This window comes from Nocardioides phosphati (assembly GCF_014646375.1).
GTDB lineage: Bacteria > Actinomycetota > Actinomycetes > Propionibacteriales > Nocardioidaceae > Nocardioides > Nocardioides phosphati.
Map to the genome: position 1 here is coordinate 829,166 of NZ_BMNI01000001.1, position 18,353 is coordinate 847,518.

16 protein-coding genes are annotated in these 18,353 nt (G+C 71.9%); 11 read left to right on the forward strand and 5 right to left on the reverse strand.

Annotated elements, in window-relative coordinates; all coding sequences use genetic code 11:
• Positions 1–25: 25 nt before the first annotated feature.
• Complete coding sequence (locus IEX47_RS04160) at positions 26–859, forward strand: SDR family oxidoreductase (protein WP_188782680.1); 834 nt, start codon at positions 26–28, stop codon at positions 857–859.
• A 57-nt stretch (positions 860–916) separates the two neighbouring features.
• Here IEX47_RS04160 and IEX47_RS04165 read toward each other — a convergent pair whose 3' ends face one another.
• Both IEX47_RS04165 and IEX47_RS04170 read right to left on the reverse strand, forming a co-directional pair.
• The gene (locus tag IEX47_RS04165; RefSeq protein WP_505805720.1) at positions 917–1,858 is read right to left on the reverse strand and encodes a hypothetical protein; all 942 of its coding nucleotides are present in this window, start codon (positions 1,856–1,858) and stop codon (positions 917–919) included.
• Between the two features lie 6 nt (positions 1,859–1,864).
• Complete coding sequence (locus IEX47_RS04170) at positions 1,865–3,991, reverse strand: choice-of-anchor G family protein (RefSeq protein WP_188782682.1); 2,127 nt, start codon at positions 3,989–3,991, stop codon at positions 1,865–1,867.
• 240 nt (positions 3,992–4,231) lie between these two features.
• On the opposite strand from IEX47_RS04170, the gene leuS reads away from it, so the two are divergent.
• The 6 genes from leuS to IEX47_RS04200 all read left to right on the forward strand — a co-directional run bounded on the left by leuS (position 4,232) and on the right by IEX47_RS04200 (position 12,240).
• Complete coding sequence (gene leuS, locus IEX47_RS04175) at positions 4,232–6,685, forward strand: leucine--tRNA ligase (protein ID WP_188782683.1); 2,454 nt, start codon at positions 4,232–4,234, stop codon at positions 6,683–6,685.
• A 19-nt stretch (positions 6,686–6,704) separates the two neighbouring features.
• Positions 6,705–7,601, forward strand: coding sequence for a DegV family protein (locus IEX47_RS04180; RefSeq protein WP_188782684.1), 897 nt, complete (start codon positions 6,705–6,707; stop codon positions 7,599–7,601).
• A gap of 67 nt (positions 7,602–7,668) precedes the next feature.
• Entirely contained in the window at positions 7,669–8,580 is a 912-nt protein-coding gene (locus IEX47_RS04185) for a ComEA family DNA-binding protein (RefSeq protein WP_188782685.1), read from the forward strand.
• Positions 8,580–10,889 (forward strand): ComEC/Rec2 family competence protein, encoded by a 2,310-nt coding sequence (locus tag IEX47_RS04190; protein ID WP_188782686.1) that lies wholly within the window; start codon positions 8,580–8,582, stop codon positions 10,887–10,889. The genes IEX47_RS04185 and IEX47_RS04190 overlap by 1 nt, the downstream gene beginning before the upstream one ends.
• A 10-nt stretch (positions 10,890–10,899) precedes the next feature.
• The gene (holA, locus tag IEX47_RS04195; protein ID WP_188782687.1) at positions 10,900–11,874 is read left to right on the forward strand and encodes a DNA polymerase III subunit delta; all 975 of its coding nucleotides are present in this window, start codon (positions 10,900–10,902) and stop codon (positions 11,872–11,874) included.
• Positions 11,875–12,003: 129 nt separating this feature from the next.
• Positions 12,004–12,240: a hypothetical protein gene (locus tag IEX47_RS04200; RefSeq protein WP_188782688.1), complete on the forward strand. Its 237-nt coding sequence runs from the start codon at positions 12,004–12,006 to the stop codon at positions 12,238–12,240.
• Between the two features lie 85 nt (positions 12,241–12,325).
• Here IEX47_RS04200 and rpsT read toward each other — a convergent pair whose 3' ends face one another.
• Positions 12,326–12,586 carry a 30S ribosomal protein S20 gene (gene rpsT / locus IEX47_RS04205; RefSeq protein ID WP_188782689.1) on the reverse strand — a complete coding sequence of 87 codons (261 nt, stop codon included), beginning with the start codon at positions 12,584–12,586 and terminating at the stop codon, positions 12,326–12,328.
• Positions 12,587–12,744: 158 nt separating this feature from the next.
• Positions 12,745–13,686, reverse strand: a complete 942-nt coding sequence (locus tag IEX47_RS04210; RefSeq protein ID WP_188782690.1) for a protein kinase family protein — start codon at positions 13,684–13,686, stop codon at positions 12,745–12,747.
• Between the two features lie 45 nt (positions 13,687–13,731).
• On the opposite strand from IEX47_RS04210, the gene lepA reads away from it, so the two are divergent.
• Genes lepA through IEX47_RS04230 form a run of 4 tightly spaced genes read left to right on the forward strand, consistent with a single transcriptional unit; the run spans position 13,732 to position 16,984 of the window.
• Positions 13,732–15,627 (forward strand): translation elongation factor 4, encoded by a 1,896-nt coding sequence (lepA, locus tag IEX47_RS04215; RefSeq protein WP_188782691.1) that lies wholly within the window; start codon positions 13,732–13,734, stop codon positions 15,625–15,627.
• 10 nt (positions 15,628–15,637) lie between these two features.
• Positions 15,638–16,081: a helix-turn-helix transcriptional regulator gene (locus IEX47_RS04220; RefSeq protein ID WP_229662611.1), complete on the forward strand. Its 444-nt coding sequence runs from the start codon at positions 15,638–15,640 to the stop codon at positions 16,079–16,081.
• 37 nt (positions 16,082–16,118) lie between these two features.
• Positions 16,119–16,541, forward strand: a complete 423-nt coding sequence (locus tag IEX47_RS04225) for a VOC family protein (protein ID WP_188782692.1) — start codon at positions 16,119–16,121, stop codon at positions 16,539–16,541.
• Between the two features lie 23 nt (positions 16,542–16,564).
• Entirely contained in the window at positions 16,565–16,984 is a 420-nt protein-coding gene (locus IEX47_RS04230) for a DUF309 domain-containing protein (protein ID WP_188782693.1), read from the forward strand.
• Positions 16,985–17,011: 27 nt separating this feature from the next.
• Here the strand turns inward: IEX47_RS04230 and IEX47_RS04235 are convergent, their stop codons facing one another.
• Positions 17,012–18,328 (reverse strand): GDSL-type esterase/lipase family protein, encoded by a 1,317-nt coding sequence (locus tag IEX47_RS04235; RefSeq protein WP_188782694.1) that lies wholly within the window; start codon positions 18,326–18,328, stop codon positions 17,012–17,014.
• Positions 18,329–18,353: the final 25 nt, after the last annotated feature.

Consider the following 18,353-nt stretch of genomic DNA (forward strand, 5'->3'; position numbering starts at 1 on the left):
CCCGGGGCGGGGCTAGAGTCCGCGCATGCCTACCGTCCTCGTCACCGGTGCCTCACGCGGCATCGGCCGCACCACGTCCCTGCGCCTCGCCTCAGCCGGCTGGGACGTCATCGCCGGCGTCCGCCGTGAGGAGGACGGCGCCGCGCTCGCCGCCCTCGACGCGCGGATCACCCCCGTCCTCCTCGACATCACCGACGCCGACCAGGTCGCCCGTGTCGCGGCGTCCGTCCCGGCCCTCGACGCGCTCGTCAACAACGCCGGCGTCGCGAAGCTCGGACCGCTCGAGGGGATGACCCTGGAGACCCTCCGGGAGCAGCTGGAGATCAACCTCGTCGGCCAGGTCGCCGTCACCCAGGCGCTGCTGCCGCAGCTGCGTGCGGCGCAGGGCCGGATCGTCTTCACCTCCTCGCTGAGCGGGCGGGTGGCGACGCCATTGACGGGTGCCTACAACGCCTCGAAGTTCGCCCTCGAGGCAGCCGCCGACGCGCTCCGCATGGAGCTGCGGCCGTGGGGCATCCGGGTCTCGCTCGTGGAGCCCGCGCAGGTCTCCACCGACATCTGGCACCACGCCGAGGCCGACCTCGACGCCGCGATCGACGCGATGCGCCCCGGCACGGAGGAGCTCTACGCCCCGCACCTGGCCGGCTTCCGCAAGATGATCCCGCTCTCGCAGAAGCTCGCGGTCCCGGCCGACCACGTGGCGAAGGCGATCGAGAAGGCGGTCACCGCCCGCCGTCCCCGCGCCCGGTACGTCGTGGGGTTCGGCCCCAAGGCCCAGGTCGCGCTGAGTGCGACCACGCCGACCCCGGTGCTCGACGCCGTGCTGCGCAAGGCGACCGGCGTACCGACGAAGGCCTGACAACGCAGCGAGACCCGGGTCTGGACGAACCAGGCCCGGGTCTCGCTGCTTACCGGATCAGCACTTCATGTGGATCCGCGAGTTGCCGAAGCTGAGCCGCGGGCCACCGTTCGGCCCGAGGACCGCCATGCTCAGGGCGGAGAGCTCCATCGACCCGTCGCTCCCGTCAGCGCACTGGCTGCGACGCTGGTGGTTGACCTGGATCGAGAAGGCGTTGTCCATGACCTGGAGCACCGGGTCGACCGCCCTGCGGACCGGGATCGTGATGATGCCGGTCTTGATGTCGTCGACGGCGAGCGCGAAGAGCTGGTGCCCGGCGTCGCTGAGCAGGAAGTCCCGGGCGGGGACGACCAGCGACTTGACGATCGGGTTGGCCACCACGACGGCTGCCAGGAGCGTCTTGCAGAGGAGCCCGCCCGTGACGCCGACCGGCGTGCACGTCGGTGCCGTCGTGTCGCCCATCAGGTTGACGCTCCACGTGGTGGTCGCGCTCTGGCCTGCCAGCGGGTTGAGGACCGCCGTCAGGTCGACCGTGACGCTGGCGAGAGCACCCTGCGCGGCGCCGATGACGATCGTCGCGACCTCCTCCATGAGGTCGTGGACCGTCTCGGCGATCATCGGGTAGATCTCGTCGTCGATCAGCTCGGTGTTCGGGTTCTGGCCGTTGAGGCCGGTCGGGTCACCCGGACGGACCTGCTGGGCGGGCAGGAGCGGACCGTCGACCGTCTCCTCGCCGTGCAGTGCCTGGTCGAGGCGCACGGTGGCCTTGCCGGTGGAGAAGTCGACCGTCAGGACCTTGTTCTTCGTGGTGATCGGCTTGGCCAGGATCGCCTTGAAGATCTTGTCCTGCATCTGCGAGCGCACCCGCGCCGTGACCTGGGTGCCACCCGGCAGGGCCGAGGTCAGCTTGGTCAGGTCGAGAAGCGAGTTGACCTTCTGCTCGACGACCCGGTCGATCGCACCGGCACCGTCGTAGAGCTGCGACGAGGCCTGCTGGATGGCCGGCTAGTGCAGGTCGAGGTCGGCCTGCGCGATGCGGTAGCGACCCGGTCCGCCGACACCGTCGGGGTCGGTGAACCGGCCGTCGACCGCCTGCAGCTCCGAGCCACCGATGCCCAGCTTGAGCAGGAGCTGGTCGACCGCGAGGTCGCTCAGCCCGCTGGCGCCGGCCTTGCGCAGCACCGACAGGACGTCGATGGTGGCGGGGTCGAACGTCGTGCCGTCGAGGCTGTCGAGCTCGATCGAGCCGTCGGCTCCGGCAGCGCCCGTGATGGCCCGGCCGTCGTTCGGCGTGGTCGCCGTCGACTCCGAGAGCATCGTGGCCAGCTGGCCGTAGTTGATGAACTGGTCGAGCGGGATGTCCGCCCCGCCCAGCTTGATCGTGCGGGTGTTGAGGACGCTCGGGTCGACGCCGCCCTGGTTGGGGCCGGGGTTGGTGCCCGGGTCTGCCTCGGAGTAGCCCTCCTCGGCGAGCGGCTGGTTGCCGCCGACGCTCACGACGCTCGCCTGGACCATCGGGGTGCAGGCGGCCACGCGGCTGCCGGCGTTGCCGAGGTTGAGCACGGCGCCGTTGGCGTTGCGCAGCACGGCCAGGCTGACGGCCGAGACGCGGAGCCGGTTGATGCCCTTGGTGCCGTCGGCCATCGTGCAGGTCCGGGTCTCCTGGTGGTTGACCTGCAGCGAGACGACCTTCGCGAGGACGTCGAGGAACGGCGCGACCGCGTTGCGGAGCGGGACGGTGATCATGCCCGTCTTCAGGTCGTCGACCGCCAGCCGGAAGAGCTGGTCGGCGTTGTCAGCCGTCCAGTAGTCGTACGCCGCCTTGAGCGGGTCGGCCCACGTCGTCGCCTTCACGACGCCGGTCTGGGCGTCGCAGAGCGCCGGTCCGTTCGGGCCCGTGGCGACGCAGCTCGGGGCCTTCGTGGTGGTGCCGCGCAGGGTCGTCGACCACGTCGTGACCGCGCTGTTGTCGGCGTCGGGCTTCGTGGTGGCGGTCCAGTCGACCGTGGTGGAGTCGAGGGAGCCCACGACGACGCCGGCGGCGATGTTGTAGACCTCGTCCATCAGGTCGTGGATCGACTCGGCGACCATCGGGTAGATCTCGTCGTCGACGATCTCGGTGTTCGGGTTCTGGTTGTTGAGGCCGGTCGGGTCACCCGGGCGGACGTCCTGGGCCGGCAGCAGCGGACCGTCGACGGTCTCCTGGCCGTGGAGGACCTGGTCCAGGTGGATGGTCATGACGCCGGTCGAGAAGTCGACGGTGATGATGTGGTTCTTCGTGGTGATGGGCTGGGCGAGGATCGCCTTCATCACCTTGTCCTGGAAGTTCGCGTGGACGTCGGCGTCGACTGTCGTGCCGGCCGGGAAGCGGCTGGCGACCGCACCCTTGTCGATGAGGTCGTTGACCTTGCCCTCGAACGCCGTCTGCATGCGACCGGCCGCGTCGTACAGCGTCGCGGAGGCGCCCTTCACGACGGGGGAGCCGAGGTCCAGGTCGGCCTGCCCGACGCGGTAGCGGCCGGGGCCGCCGACGCCGTCGGGGTCGAGGAAGTCGCCGCCCTTGGCGATCACCTCGGCTCCGCCGATGCCGAGCCGGAGGTCGGCCTTGTTGACCAGGCTGTCCGTGAGTCCGGAGACCCCCACCTTCTTCAGGACGGACAGCAGGTCGACGGTGACGGGTGCGAAGCCGCCGTCGGCGCGGTCGAGCTGGATCGAGCCGTCGCTCGAGAGGGTGCCCGAGATCGAGCGGGCGTCGAACGGCGTGGTGGCCGCCGACTCCGAGTAGAGGGCTCCGGCCTGGCCGAAGTCGATGAAGTCGGACAGGGGTACGTCGACCCCCGCGATCTTGATGGTGGCCCGGCCGAGGGCGGTGGCGTTGAGGCCACTGCGGTTCGGTCCGGGGTTGGTCTCCGAGGAGGCCTCGGAGGAGGCGGCCGAGGCGATCGGCAGTGAGCCGATGCCCGACTCGAAGACACTGGCGGAGGCCCCGCCGGGCTCATCGGCGCCGGCGGCCTGGGCGGCCGGCATGACAGGAATGACAACTGCGAGAGCGCCGGCCGCGGTGATGGCCAGCCCCTTCTTCCAGTTGCCGGCGACGCCCGAGCGGCGCGCCGTTGCAGACAGATCGAACATGCTCTCCCCTTCGCTTGAACCCCATGAATGCGAAACAGACGGCATGGAAGGGAGACCCGAGAACACGCCCCACCGTGACCTGGGTAACACTCAATTGCCGTCGGGGTGCGCTGTCAACGGTTACTGGGGAGTACCGATCTGCAGCAGTCGATCTGAGCGGAACAATCCGCTTCCGCCGCCCAAGTGGTCCAGACCGATCGGGGCGGGAATGACGATGCGGCTCCGGTAGGATCGCGCGTCGTGTCGACACCTGCGCAGAGCCCCGAGAACCCGTCCGGACCGGACGCCACGACGTACGACGTCGAGGCGGTCCAGGCGAAGTGGCTGGAGCGCTGGGACGGGCTCGACCTCTTCCGCGCGGACGACGCGGTGGCGCTGGCCGGCGAGAAGCCGACGTACTACGCGCTGACGATGTTCCCGTACCCGTCCGGCGACCTGCACATGGGTCACGCCGAGGTGATGGCGCTGCACGACGTCGTGGCGCGCTACAAGAAGTTCCGTGGCTTCGAGGTGCTCAACCCGATGGGCTGGGACTCCTTCGGCCTCCCGGCGGAGAACGCCGCGATCAAGCGCGACGAGCACCCCTCGGCGTACACCTACGCGAACATCGAGACGCAGTACGAGTCGTTCCGCAAGTACGGCCTGGCGTTCGACTGGTCGCGCCGCCTGCACACCTCCGACCCGGAGTACTACAAGTGGACGCAGTGGCTCTTCCTCAAGCTCCGTGAGCAGGGCCTGGCCTACCGCAAGAACTCCCCGGTCAACTGGTGCCCCAACGACCAGACCGTGCTCGCCAACGAGCAGGTCCTGGCCGACGGCACCTGCGAGCGCTGTGGCGCGGAGGTGACCAAGAAGGAGCTCACGCAGTGGTACTTCAAGACCACGCACTACGCGCAGGAGCTCCTCGACTGCCTCGACGACATGCAGGACACCTGGATCCCCAAGGTCCTCAACGCCCAGCGCAACTGGATCGGCCGTTCCGAGGGTGCCCACGTCTCCTTCGACGTCGTCGACCCCTCCGGGCGCACGCTCGAGCCGATCAAGGTCTTCACGACGCGCCCTGACACGCTGCCCGGCGCGACGTTCATGGTCGTCGCCGCCGACGCGAAGCTCGCCGCCTCGCTGGTCACCGACGAGCAGCGCCCGGCCCTCGAGGCCTACCTCGACGAGGTCAAGAAGGCCTCCGACATCGACCGCCTCGCGACCGACCGGCCCAAGACCGGCGTCGACCTCGGCGTGAGCGCGACCAACCCGCTGACCGGCGAGCAGGTCCCGGTCTGGGCCTCCGACTACGTGCTGGCCGACTACGGCACCGGCGCGATCATGGCCGTCCCGGCGCACGACGAGCGAGACCGCGAGTTCGCGGAGAAGTTCGGCCTCCCGGTCGTCGAGGTGTACGCCGAGGACGCGGCGTACGACAAGGCGGCGGAGATCTCCGCGGCGATCGCCAAGATCGAGGAGAGCGGCCACGGCGAGGGCACGATCAACTACCGCCTGCGCGACTGGCTGCTCTCGCGCCAGCGCTACTGGGGTGCGCCGATCCCGATCATCCACTGCCCGGTCGACGGCGAGGTGCCGGTGCCCGACGACCAGCTGCCGGTGCTGCTGCCCGAGCTGACCGGTGCCCAGCTGAAGCCCAAGGGCACCTCGCCCCTCGGCGCCGCGACCGAGTGGGTCAACGTCGCCTGCCCGACCTGTGGCGGCCCCGCGCAGCGCGACACCGACACCATGGACACGTTCGTCGACTCGTCCTGGTACTTCTTCCGCTACCTGTCGCCCAACGACGACACCCAGGCCTTCGACCCGGCGCTCGCCGAGGCGTGGGGCCCGGTCGACTTCTACCTCGGTGGCGACGAGCACGCGGTGCTGCACCTGCTCTACGCGCGGTTCTTCACCAAGGCGCTGCGCGACATGGGCCTGATCACCTGGGACGAGCCGTTCACGTCGTACCTCTCGCAGGGCAAGGTGATCAACAACGGCAAGAAGATGTCGAAGTCGCTCGGCAACGGCATCAACCTCGGCGAGCAGATCGACAAGTACGGCGTCGACGCCGTGCGGCTCACCCTGGTCTTCGCCTCCCCGCCGGAGGACAACATCGACTGGGCCGACGTGTCGCCCGAGGCGTCGCTGAAGTTCATCAAGCGGGCCTGGCGCCTGGCCGGCGACGTGACCTCCGAGGTCGGCGCCGACGCGTCGACGGGTGACGTCGCGCTGCGCCGCGTCACGCACAAGACCGTCCACGAGTGCTCCGACCTGCTGGAGCGCCACCGCTTCAACGTCGTCGTCGCGCGCACGATGGAACTCGTCAACGCCACCCGCAAGGCGATCGACTCCGGCTGCGGTCCGGCCGACGCCGCGGTGCGCGAGGCCACCGAGACCGTCGCGATCCTCCTCTCCCTCGTCACGCCGTACGCCGCGGAGGAGATGTGGGAGCTGCTCGGCCACGACACCTCGGTCTCGCTCGCCGCGTGGCCGACCGTCGACGAGGCGCTGCTGGTCGACGACACGGTGACGGCCGTCGTCCAGATCCAGGGCAAGGTCCGGGGTCGTCTCGAGGTCGCTCCGTCGATCTCCGAGGCCGACCTCGAGGCGGCTGCGCTGGCTGACCCGAACGTCCAGCGCGCGCTCGAGGGCAAGACGGTCCGCAAGGTGATCGTCCGCGCCCCGAAGCTGGTCAACATCGTCGCGGGTTGACCCGCGATATCGTCGGGGAATGGCAGAGCGGAAGGACCGGCGGATCGCGCTGGTCACGGACTCCACGGCGTCGCTGACGGCCGAGTGCGTGGCTGAGCTCGGTGTCACCGTCGTGCCGGTCCAGGTGATCATCGGAGCGACCGTCTACGACGACGAGATCGCGACCCCCGAGATGGTCGCCACCGCCCTGAAGGAGTGGACGCCGGTCTCGACCTCGCGGCCCAACCCCTCGACGTTCCTCGAGGCCTACGAGAAGGCCGCGGCTGATGGTGCGACCGAGGTGCTCTCGATCCACCTGTCCGGCGAGCTGAGCGGCACGGTCGAGTCGGCCCGCCTCGCCGCCCGTGAGGCCGGCGACAAGGGCATCAAGGTCACCGTCGTCGACAGCCGGCAGTCCGCCTTCGCGCTGGGCTACGCGGTCTGCGCCGCGGCTGCCGTCCTCGCCGAGGGCGGCTCGGTGCGCAAGGCGGTCAAGGCGGCCGAGCGGGTCAGCGAGGCGTCGCGCACGATCTTCTACGTCGACACGCTGGAGTACCTCCGCCGCGGCGGGCGCGTCACCACCGTGGCTGCCCTGCTCGGCGGTGCGCTCGCGGTGAAGCCCCTGCTCCACGTGCACGAGGGCCGCATCGAGACGCTCGAGAAGGTCCGCACGGCCGGCAAGGCGCTGGCCCGTGTGGAGGAGCTCACCGTGGCCCACGCGGCCGCGCTCGCCGAGTCGTTCGGCTCCGACGTCCGGGTCCAGGTGACGATCGGCCACCTGGCCAGCCCCGAGCGTGCGGCCGTGCTGGCCGACCGGATCAGCCACCGCCTGGGCGACCAGCTCGCGGGTGAGGTCCACGTGGGCGAGATCGGTGCCGTCCTCGGCGCCCACGTCGGTCCCGGCATGATCGCCGCCGTCATCGCCCCCGCTCACTGAGCGGGTTGTCCACAGGCCTGCCGCACGCCGGTTGGCGGGGTCTCCGTCGCTGCCTAGCGTCAGCGCCATGGGATCTCGGGAGTCGTACGACGAGGCGCTGGCGCGGCGCCTGGCGCTGCTGCGCGCGGAGCTGACGGGGGAGCGGGCGGCCGCCGAGGCCGCGCGGGCGCGCGACGAGGAGGAGCGGGTGCGCGAGGAGCGCGTCGAGGTCGAGGCAGGTGACCTGCCCCCGGGCGTCACCGCCCTCCGTGCTCCCGGCCGCCACGCCTCACGACGCCTCCCGGAGCCTGCCGGCGGCGTGGTCGGGCGGGTCTCGGGCAGGGTGCCGGGGGCGCTCCTCGGGCCGGGGCCGATCGCGGTCGTCGCCGTCCTGCTCGCGCTCGGCATCGGCCTGGTCGCGTGGCTCTCGCTCCGCAGCCAGCCGCGGGACCTGCCGATGGCGGTGCCGGTGGCCGGTGCCCTGGCGACGCCGGTCGGGGTCTCCGGTGCTGCCTCGCCCGCCGTGTCCGCGGGCGCCTCGGCAGCCGCCAGCTCGTCGGCCGAGGTCGTCGTCCACGTCGCGGGCAAGGTCCGGCGACCGGGCATCGTGGTGCTGTCGCCGGGCGCCCGGGTCGTCGACGCGCTCAAGGCGGCGGGCGGTGCACGGCCGGGCGTCGACCTGGCCGGGCTCAACCTGGCGCGCCTCCTCGTCGACGGCGAGCAGGTGGTCGTCGGCGCTCCGGCGGCGGCTGGCGGGGGAGCCGCGACGGGCGCGGGCGGGGCTGCGGGCGCCGGCGTCGATGCCGGCGGCAAGGTCAATCTCAACACCGCGTCCGAGGCACAGCTCGAGGAGCTGCCGGGGGTGGGCCCGGTGACTGCGGCGGCGATCGTCGCCTTCCGCGAGGAGCAGGGGCCGTTCGCCAGCGTCGACCAGCTGCTCGACGTCAGCGGCATCGGCGAGGCGACGCTCGCCGAGATCGCTCCCCACGCGACTGTGTGATGCCGACCGGCCGCGAGGAGCGCGGCCGCGACCTGCGCGGGCCGGCGCTCGGGGCCGCGGCCTGGTGGGGTGCGCTGCTCGTCCTCCTGGTGCCGCCCGTCCCGGCCGCGGTGCTGACGGTCGTGGCAACCGCCGCCGGTGGGTGGCTTGCGCTGCGGCGGCCGCTGTTGCGGGTCACGGTGGCCGCGTGGGCCCTGGTCGCGCTGGCCACGGCGGGCAGCGCGCTGCTCCACACGGAGCAGTCCGCCGCCGGGCCGGTCCCGGGCCTGGCGCAGCGGCTCGCCGCCGTCGACGCCCAGCTCGTGGTCACGTCAGACCCGGTGCCGCTCGTGCAGCGCTTCGGCGGAGGCGTGCGGTTCGACGCCACGCTCCTCGTGGTCCGCCAGGGTCGCGGTGGCGCCCGGCTGCACGCGCCCGTCCTCGTGGTCGCCGACGAGTCCTGGACACGCGTCGAGCTGGGCTCCCGCGTCGTGGCGAGCGGCCGGCTCCGGTCCGCCGCCGACCCGGCGAAGTCGGCCGTCTTCCTCCCACGCGGCAGTCCCGGGCACGTCTCCGGCCCCGGGCCGGTCTGGCGGGCGGCTGCGGCGCTGCGTGGCGGCGTACGGGAGGCGGTGGCGGGGCGCGGAGCGCCGCAGCGCGACCTCGTGCCCGCGCTGGTCGACGGCGACGACGCCGGGCTGCCGCAGCAGGTGCAGGCGGAGTTCGCCACGGCCGGGCTCACGCACCTGACCGCCGTGAGCGGCACCAACCTCACGCTGGTGGTGGGGTTCCTTCTGCTCGTCGGGCGCGCGGTCGGTGTGCGCGGACGGTGGCAGGTCGTCCTCGCCGTCGCGGGCATCGTGGGGTTCGTCCTGGTCGCGCGCACCGAGCCGAGCGTCGTCCGGGCTGCGGCGATGGGGTCGGTGGCGCTGCTCGGCTTCGGCAGCGGCGGACGTGACCGCGGGCCACGCGCGCTCGGGCTGGCCGTGCTGGTGCTGCTCCTGGTCCAGCCGTGGCTGGCCGTTCAGGCCGGCTTCGCGCTCTCCGTGCTGGCGACGGCCGGCATCCTGCTGATCGCGCCCTCGTGGACGCGCGCGCTCGCGCGCTGGCTGCCCGAGTGGCTTGCCGCCGCGCTCGCCGTCCCGGCGGCCGCGCAGCTCGCCTGCACGCCCGTGGTCGCGGCGATCTCGGGACAGGTCAGCCTCGTTGCGGTGCTCGCCAACCTGCTCGCGGAGCCGTTCGTCGCGCCCGCGACGGTAGCGGGCCTCCTCGGCGGACTGCTCGAGCTCGTCTGGCACCCGCTCGGTGCTGCGCTCGGCTGGGTCGCTGCCGGCTGCGGAGCCGCGATCATCGCGATCGCGCGGACGACGTCCGGGCTCGCGACGCCGGCACTCGACTGGGGTGCAGGACCGGTCGCGCTGACGCTGCTCACGCTGCTCTGCATCGTCGGCGGCCTGCTGACCGGGCCGCTCCTGGCACGCCGGGGGCCGACGCTCGTCTTCTCCGCCGGGCTGGTCGTGGTCATGCTCGTCCCGCCCCCGACTCCGGGCTGGCCGCCCGACGGCTGGGTGATGGCGATGTGCGACGTGGGGCAGGGCGACGGCCTCGTCCTCGACGCCGGGCCCGGCACCGCGGTCGTCGTCGACGCCGGGCCTGACCCCACCCTCATCGACCACTGCCTGGACCGCCTCGGCGTACGCCGGGTGCCGCTGGTCGTCCTCACCCACTTCCACGCCGACCACGTCGACGGCCTCGCAGGCGTGTACGCCGGACGGCAGGTCGGGTCGGTCGCCGTGACCAGCCTCGGCGAGCCGCCCGAGCGGGTTGCGATGGTGCAGCGGCTGGCGGCGGGGCGGGCGCGCGTCCCGGCGTACGGGACCCGCTGGCGGATCGGGGCGGTGCAGCTGCAGGTGGTCGGTCCGGTGCCGGGCGTGGTGCAGCACGGCACCGCGGCCGACGAGGGGAGCGGGCCCAACAACGCCTCGGTCGTCATGCTGGCGGAGATCGGAGGGGTGCGGATCCTGCTCGCCGGCGACGTCGAGCCGGAGGCCCAGCGGGTCCTCGAGCGCACGCTGCCGGGGCTCCGCGTGGACGTGCTGAAGGTGCCGCACCACGGCAGCCGCTACCAGGAGACCGACTGGCTCACCTCCCTCGGGGCGCGGCTCGCCCTGATCTCCGTCGGAGCCGACAACGACTACGGCCACCCGGCACCGGACCTGGTCGCCGCGCTGGCCACGGCCGGCATGGACGTACGCCGCACCGACCGCGACGGCGACGTCCTCGTGGTCGCGCGACCCGGCGGCGGCATCGCTGTCAGTACGCACCACTAGGGTGGGGCCCATGTCCGGACCGCAGGTGCTGGGCCGCGTCACGCTGGTGACCGGGCCCGAGGAGTTCCTCAACGAGCGCACCGTGCAGACGGCCAGGCAGGCGGTCCGTGGGTTCGACGCCGAGGCGGAGTTCTCCGACGCGCGCGGCGGCGACCTGACGCTGGCCACGCTCGGCGAGCTCGCAGCCCCCTCGCTCTTCTCGACCACCCGCTGCATCGTGGTGCGCCAGCTCGAGGACCTGCCCGAGGAGTCCGTCGCCGGCCTGCTCGACTACTGCGCCAGCCCGGTCGACGACATCGCCCTCGTGCTGGTCCACTCCGGTGGCCAGAAGGGCAGCGGAGTGCTGACCAAGCTGCGCAAGATCGCCACGGTCACCGAGGTGAAGTCAGCCGCGCTGAAGCCGTCGGAGTTCGTCGGCTTCGCGGTCTCCGAGGCGCGGGTCTCGGGTGCGCGCATGGACTCCGAGGCGGCCGGCTTCCTGGTCACCGCCGTCGGCCAGGACCTCCGTTCGCTCTCCGCCGCTGCCCACCAGCTGGCCAACGACTTCCCGGGCGAGCCGCTCACCCTCGAGAAGGTGAAGCGCTACTTCGGCGGCCGGGCCGAGGCGAAGTCCTTCGCGGTCGCCGACGCCGCCTTCTTCGGCCGCCGTGCCGCTGCCCTCGAGGAGCTCCGCTGGGCGCTCGACGGCGGCACCCCGCCCGTCCTCGTGACCTCCGCCTTCGCGGGTAGCGTGCGCGGCCTGGCCAAGTTCGTCGGCGCCCCGCGTGGCATGCGCGACAACGACCTGGCTCGCGAGGTCGGCGTCCCGCCGTGGAAGCTCCGCACCATCCGCGACCAGGCCCGCTCGTGGTCGCCCGACGGGCTTGCGGCCGCGATCCGGGCCGTGGCCCAGGCCGACGCCGACATCAAGGGCGCGGCCCACGACGCGGCGTACACGCTGGAGCGGCTGGTCCTGACCGTCGCCGGCCTCCGCGACGCCCGCTGAACTGCGCCGCCCGGACGTCGCTTCCTGACCCGGCCGGTCCGGTCGGACAGGACCAACGGCCCTGTTTCGGCTTCCGCGCAGCGGCTTCGCTGGTCCACGAGCCCACCAGGCGCGTGGCAGGAGGCCATCATGACGACGACGGACGAGATCAGGCGGGCCAACGAGCTGTTGCTCCAGACCGCTGCGAGGCTGGCGCAGGAGAACGACCGGGTCCCGGCAGGCGTCGCCCTGCGCAGCTTCTCCCGGGCCGTGCGGATGGCCCGCCTCGCTGGCTGCCCGGCAGGTCAGCTTCCGGTCGAGGCCGAGCGAGTGGCCCGCCAGATGCTGGCGCTGCGCAGCGAGGTGCCGCGACCCCGCCAGGGCTGAACCCCGGCGCCGGTCCACGGCCCAACCTCCCGAAATGCAGAACGCCGGCCCCGAAGGACCGGCGTTCGCGCTATCGCTGAGGGGCTCAGAGCTGAGCGGCCTGCTTGGCGATGGAGGACTTGCGGTTCGCAGCCTGGTTCTTGTGGATGACGCCCTTGGAGGCGGCCTTGTCGAGCTTCTTCAGCGCGACCTTGGCGGCGTCCACAGCGGCGTCCTTGTCGCCGGCGGCGGCGAGCTCGCGGAACTTTCGGATCGCGGACTTGAGGCCGGTCTTGACGGCCTTGTTGCGCTCGCGAGCAACCTCGTTCTGCTTGTTGCGCTTGATCTGCGACTTGATGTTCGCCATGAAAAACGTCCTTCTGAGACTGGAGAAAAAGGGTGTTTGGTACGGCGCTCGATCCCTGGCCACTCGTGGGGTGAGAGGGGAGAGGCCCGTTTGAACACGCGACCGCAAAGATTACCAGCGCGCGTCCGGCCCGCAAAAACGGGTGAAGCGCGGCCGGGTCACCAGCCGCGACGGGCGGCGAGCCAGTCCCAGAACGCCTCGCCCGCCGCCTGCTGGTGGCCGCGCAGGTGTGGGGCCGCAGGGGGCACCTGGTCGCTCGCCGACTTCAGGAAGTAGCCGGCGAGCAGCGCCAGCCAGGAGTCGACCGCCGCATCCGGTACGTCGCGGGTCAGCGCCCGCGTCGCCAGCAGGTCATCGACACCGTCCGCGCCCTGCGAGCGCGCGAGTGCGAGCAGGGTGACCGTGTCGAGCCAGGCTGCGCCCTCGGCGGGCCAGGTCCAGTCGAGCACCTCGGCACGGAGGCGCTCGGCGCCCGCGCCGTCAGCCTCGCTCACGAGGAGCAGGTTGTCGGCGCGGACGTCGCCGTGCACGAGCGTCTCGCCGGCACAGTGCTGCGCGAAGCCCGCCGCCAGCTCCCGGGCCTCGTCGAGGTGCTCACGCGGCAGCACCCAGTCCCAGTACGACGGCCACGCCGCGAACTCGTCGACCACGGACCCGGCGGAGATCGGTGACGGCGTCAGCAGTGCCGCGGCCTCCTCGAGCGCGTCCAGGCACGCCTCCAGCTCGGACGCCACCCAGGGGAGCGACGGCGCCCGCCCGCCGGCGTACGACGTGGAGAGGGCGACCCAGTCGCTGTCGATGGACCACAGCAGGCGGGGGACCGGGAGCGACGGGTGCAGCGACCTCAGCACCGCGATCTCGGCACGGTAGGAGAGGGCGGAGCCGCGCTGCGCCTTGGCGGAGGCCGCCTTCACGAAGTGCCGTGTGCCGTCGGCCAGGGTCAGCAGCGCTGCGAAGCCCGGGGTGAAGCCGAGCTCGCACGGCTCCTCCGCGACGACCTCGCCGCCACAGCGTGCGGCGATCTCGGCGCGCAGCTCGGGCGGCAGGAAGGGCCACGAGATGCGGCGCGCGAGGGGGAGACGGAGGGCTGGGACGGTCACGGGGAGCCATGGTGCCCGACGGGTGGCAGGAACGAGCCACAACCCATGGGAGAATCGCCCGTTGTGAGCACCGCAGCGAAGTCGGCACCCCAGCCCGGCGCGACCGACCCGTCGATCATCCGCAACTTCTGCATCATCGCGCACATCGACCACGGCAAGTCGACCCTCGCCGACCGCATGCTGCAGCTGACCGGTGTCGTCGGCGAGCGTGAGGCGAAGGCGCAGTACCTCGACCGCATGGACATCGAGCGCGAGCGCGGCATCACGATCAAGTCGCAGGCGGTCCGCATGCCGTGGACGGTCACCGAGGGCAACGACGCCGACGCCGAGCCGGGCACGTACATCCTCAACATGATCGACACCCCGGGCCACGTCGACTTCACCTACGAGGTCTCCCGGTCGCTCGAGGCGTGCGAGGCCGCGATCCTGCTGGTCGACGCCGCGCAGGGCATCGAGGCGCAGACCCTCGCGAACCTGTACCTCGCGATGGGCGCGGACCTGAAGATCATCCCGGTCCTCAACAAGATCGACCTGCCCAGCGCCAACGTCGAGAAGTACGCCCTCGAGCTGGCCAACCTCGTCGGCTGCGAGCCCGAGGACGTGCTGCTCACCTCGGCCAAGACCGGCATCGGCGTGGAGCACCTGCTCAACGAGATCGTGAAGCAGGTCCCCGCCCCCGTCGGCGACGCCGACGCCCCGGCCCGTGCGCTGATCTTCGACTCGGTCTACGACACCTACCGCGGCGTGGTCACCTACGTCCGTGTCGTCGACGGCTCGCTCAAGCACCGCGAGCGGATCCGGATGATGTCGACCGGCGCCGTCCACGAGATGCTCGAGGTCGGCGTCATCAGCCCCGAGCCGCTCAAGGCCGGCGAGCTCGGCGTGGGCGAGACGGGCTACCTGATCACCGGTGTGAAGGACGTCCGCCAGTCCCGCGTCGGTGACACCGTGACCCTGCAGCACCACGGCGCGACCGAGCCGCTCGGTGGCTACGAGCACCCCAACCCGATGGTCTACGCCGGTCTCTACCCGATCGACGGCGACCAGTACCCCGACCTGCGCGACGCCCTCGAGCGCCTGCAGCTCAACGACGCCTCGCTCACCTACGAGCCGGAGACCTCCGGTGCCCTCGGCTTCGGCTTCCGCTGCGGCTTCCTCGGCCTGCTCCACATGGAGATCACGCGCGAGCGCCTCGAGCGGGAGTTCAACCTCGACCTGATCTCGACCGCCCCCAACGTGGTCTACCACGTGACGATGGACGACGGCTCCGAGATCGAGGTGACCAACCCGAGCGAGTACCCCGACGGCAAGATCGCCGAGGTCCGCGAGCCGGTGGTCAAGGCGACGATCCTGTCGCCGTCCGACTACATCGGCACGATCATGGAGCTCTGCCAGAACAAGCGCGGCACGCTGCACGGCATGGACTACCTCTCCGAGGACCGCGTCGAGATGCGCTACACGCTGCCGATGGGCGAGATCGCCTTCGACTTCTTCGACCAGCTGAAGTCCAAGACCAAGGGCTACGCCTCGCTCAACTACGAGTTCGACGGCGAGCAGCCGGGCGACCTGGTCAAGGTCGACATCCTGCTCCAGGGCGAGCCGGTCGACGCCTTCTCCGCGATCGTGCACAAGGACGCGGCGTACGCGTACGGCGTGATGCTCGCCGGCAAGCTCAAGGACCTGATCCCGCGGCAGCAGTTCGAGGTGCCGATCCAGGCTGCCATCGGCGCCCGCGTGATCGCCCGCGAGACCATCCGCGCCATCCGCAAGGACGTCCTCGCCAAGTGCTACGGCGGCGACATCAGCCGCAAGCGCAAGCTGCTGGAGAAGCAGAAGGAGGGCAAGAAGCGGATGAAGATGGTCGGCCGCGTCGAGGTCCCCCAGGAGGCGTTCGTCGCCGCGCTCTCCACCACCCAGCCGGCGGAGAAGAAGACCAAGTAGGGACCGGCCGGTGAGCCACCCGATCGAACGCCACCTGCTGCGGGCGAAGGACCTCGCCGACCGGCACTACACCGAGCCGATCGACGTGGCCGCGATGGCCGAGGCCGCCGGCCTGAGCCGGGCTCACTTCAGCCGGGCCTTCAAGCGAGCCTTCGGCCAGTCGCCCCATGTCTACCTGCTGACCCGGCGGCTCGAGCGCGCCGCCTCGCTGCTGCGCCACACCGACCGCTCCGTCGCGGACGTCTGCATGACGGTCGGGCTCACCAGCGTGGGGTCGTTCACGACCAGCTTCAAGCGCATGTACGGCGTGACGCCGTCGGCGTACCGGGCCGCGGGGCCGCCCGCCTCGGCGTACGCGGTGGTGCCGGCGTGCGTCGTGCGGGCCCACGGCCGGCCGGCGCACGTCCCGGAGACCGCACGATTCGAGAAGCCAGCGGGCGACCCGGCTCCCTAGCGTTGAGACATCACCTCGACAACTCAAGGAGAACCCGATGTTCAAGCTGTCCACCGCGCAGGTCTGGGTCCACGACCAGGACGAGGCGCTCGCCTTCTACACCGAGAAGCTCGGCATGGAGCTCCGCACCGACGTCACCGTCCCCGAGCTGGGCAACTTCCGCTGGCTCACCGTCGGCGTCCCCGGCCAGGACGTCGAGATCGTGCTGATGGCGATCCCGGGCGCGCCGATGCTCGACGACGCCACGCAGGCCGAGATCGCCTCGCTCACCGCCAAGGGCTTCGCCGGCACGGTCTTCTTCACCACCGACGACTGCCGCAAGTCCTACGAGGAGCTCAGCGCCCGCGGCGTCGAGTTCACCGAGACGCCGGAGGAGCGCCCCTACGGCATCGACGCCGGCTTCCGTGACCCGTCGGGCAACTCCTTCCGGCTCACCCAGGTCACCGGCGACCTGGGCTGACACGCGGCTGACAGACTGGCCGCGTGAGTCAGCGCGACCGCGACGAGGCAGGACGGCCCCGGCAGGCGCGCCCGCGCGATGCCCTGGGCCGCCCGCTGCCGTACGACGCGGAGGGCGTCGAGCCGGTCTCGGAGGAGCCGCTGCCGCCGCTCGAGACGGTCGCCGAGGCCCGGCGGCTGCTCGCCGAGGGCAGGCCGTTCTCCGCGCACGAGGTCCTCGAGGCGCGCTGGAAGTCGTGCCCCGAGGAGGAACGGCCGCTGTGGCAGGGCCTCGCGCAGCTCTGCGTCGGGCTCACCCACGCGGCCCGCGGCAGGCCCGTCGGCGCGCAGCGGCTGGTCGAGCGAGGTGCCGGCAACGTCGCGGCCTACGCCGCGACCGGCGGCCCGACGTACGGCGTGGACCTGGCTGCAGCCGTCGCCTGCGCGCAACGGCGGGTGGGTTAGCGAGCGCCGAGGCCGGGCTCGGGCACCTCAGCCGCAGAGGGGCCGCTTCAGCTTCGACAGCGGCACGGCGGCTGCCATCGCCCTGTAGCCCGCGGCGCTGAAGTGCAGGTGGTCTCCGCCGTCGTACGCCGGGAGGATGCGCGAGGGCTGCGCCGGGTCGCGCACCGCCTTGTCGAAGTCGATGACGCCGTCGGCGAGGTGCTGACCACGGATCCACGTGTTGACCGCCAGCCGGGCCGGCTCGCCGAGTGCGCCGTACGCCGGCGGCTGGAGGGCCCCAGCCATCGGCGTGAGCGTGCCGATGAGGACGCGCAGCCCGCGTGCGTGCGCGGCCTCGATCGCCCGCGTGTAGCCGGCGACGAGCGCGTCACGGCTCGCGTAGGTCTGGCCGATGTCGTTGATTCCCTCGAGCAGGATGAGCGTCGTCGCGCCGGAGCGGCTGAGGGCGTCGCGGCCGAGGCGCGAGAGGCCCGAGGGACCGAAGACGGGCACGATCGCGTCCTTGAGCAGCATGTTGCCGGAGATGGCGGCGTTGGCCACGGAGAAGGGCAGGCCGGCCGCGGCGATCCGGTTGGCGAGCTGGTCCGGATAGCTGGCGAAGGCGTCGATGTTGGCGGCCGAGAGCACGAACGGAAGGACCTCGGCCTGCGTGCCGTCGGTGATCGAGTCGCCCATGGTCACGACCGCTCCGGTCGAGCGAGGGGCCAGCACGTCGACGCCGGTGAGGTAGGGGATCGACTGGGGGAGCGTGGGCGCGGTCTTGAGGAGCGGGGTCGGGAAGAAGCCCTGACCGGTGAGCTGCGCGGTGTGGTTGCCCGTGAGCGGCAGCGTCTGCCACGTGGTCTGCTCGGCGATGCCGTGCTGCGTCGCCGGGCCCGGGGCGCCGACGACGTGGACGCTGACCAGGAGTCTCTGGAAGCGGGCGAAGGTGATCCGCACCGGATCGCTGAGGACGTCAGCCCCCTTCGGCACGGTGGTGCGCGTGGCGCCGCCGAAGGTGATCGGGCGCAGTGTGCCCGGTGTGATCGCGGCGCCGGACTGCTGCAGGCCGACCGTCGCGTGGCCGAAGGTCACCGGCGCGATCCCGAACCGGTTGGAGAGGCGGAAGCGGGCCACGGTGCCCTGCGCGAGGGGCCGGACCTGGATCCGGAACGTCTGCTCCAGCGGAGGCTGGGAGAGCAGGGCGTCCCCGGGCGCGGCGTACCAGGCGGAGAGCCAGGCCTTCGAGCTGCACGACGGCAGGGCGGCGCCGGCGCCGGCGCCGGTCGTGACGGCGGCCGGCGCGAGGGCGGCGAGGGCACTGCCGACGAGGGCGAGGGCGGAGGCGAGGACGACGCGGCGCATGGTGGGAACAACGAGCCGACCCGGA

Coding starts and splice junctions, on each gene's coding strand:
- IEX47_RS04190 (WP_188782686.1), top strand. CDS start 8,580: ATGCCGACCGGCCGCGAGGAGCGCGGCCGCGACCTGCGCGGGCCGGCG.
- IEX47_RS04200 (WP_188782688.1), top strand. CDS start 12,004: ATGACGACGACGGACGAGATCAGGCGGGCCAACGAGCTGTTGCTCCAG.
- IEX47_RS04180 (WP_188782684.1), top strand. CDS start 6,705: ATGGCAGAGCGGAAGGACCGGCGGATCGCGCTGGTCACGGACTCCACG.
- IEX47_RS04185 (WP_188782685.1), top strand. CDS start 7,669: ATGGGATCTCGGGAGTCGTACGACGAGGCGCTGGCGCGGCGCCTGGCG.
- lepA (WP_188782691.1), top strand. CDS start 13,732: ATGGGAGAATCGCCCGTTGTGAGCACCGCAGCGAAGTCGGCACCCCAG.
- rpsT (WP_188782689.1), bottom strand. CDS start 12,586: ATGGCGAACATCAAGTCGCAGATCAAGCGCAACAAGCAGAACGAGGTT.
- holA (WP_188782687.1), top strand. CDS start 10,900: ATGTCCGGACCGCAGGTGCTGGGCCGCGTCACGCTGGTGACCGGGCCC.
- IEX47_RS04225 (WP_188782692.1), top strand. CDS start 16,119: ATGTTCAAGCTGTCCACCGCGCAGGTCTGGGTCCACGACCAGGACGAG.
- IEX47_RS04160 (WP_188782680.1), top strand. CDS start 26: ATGCCTACCGTCCTCGTCACCGGTGCCTCACGCGGCATCGGCCGCACC.
- IEX47_RS04170 (WP_188782682.1), bottom strand. CDS start 3,991: ATGTTCGATCTGTCTGCAACGGCGCGCCGCTCGGGCGTCGCCGGCAAC.
- IEX47_RS04235 (WP_188782694.1), bottom strand. CDS start 18,328: ATGCGCCGCGTCGTCCTCGCCTCCGCCCTCGCCCTCGTCGGCAGTGCC.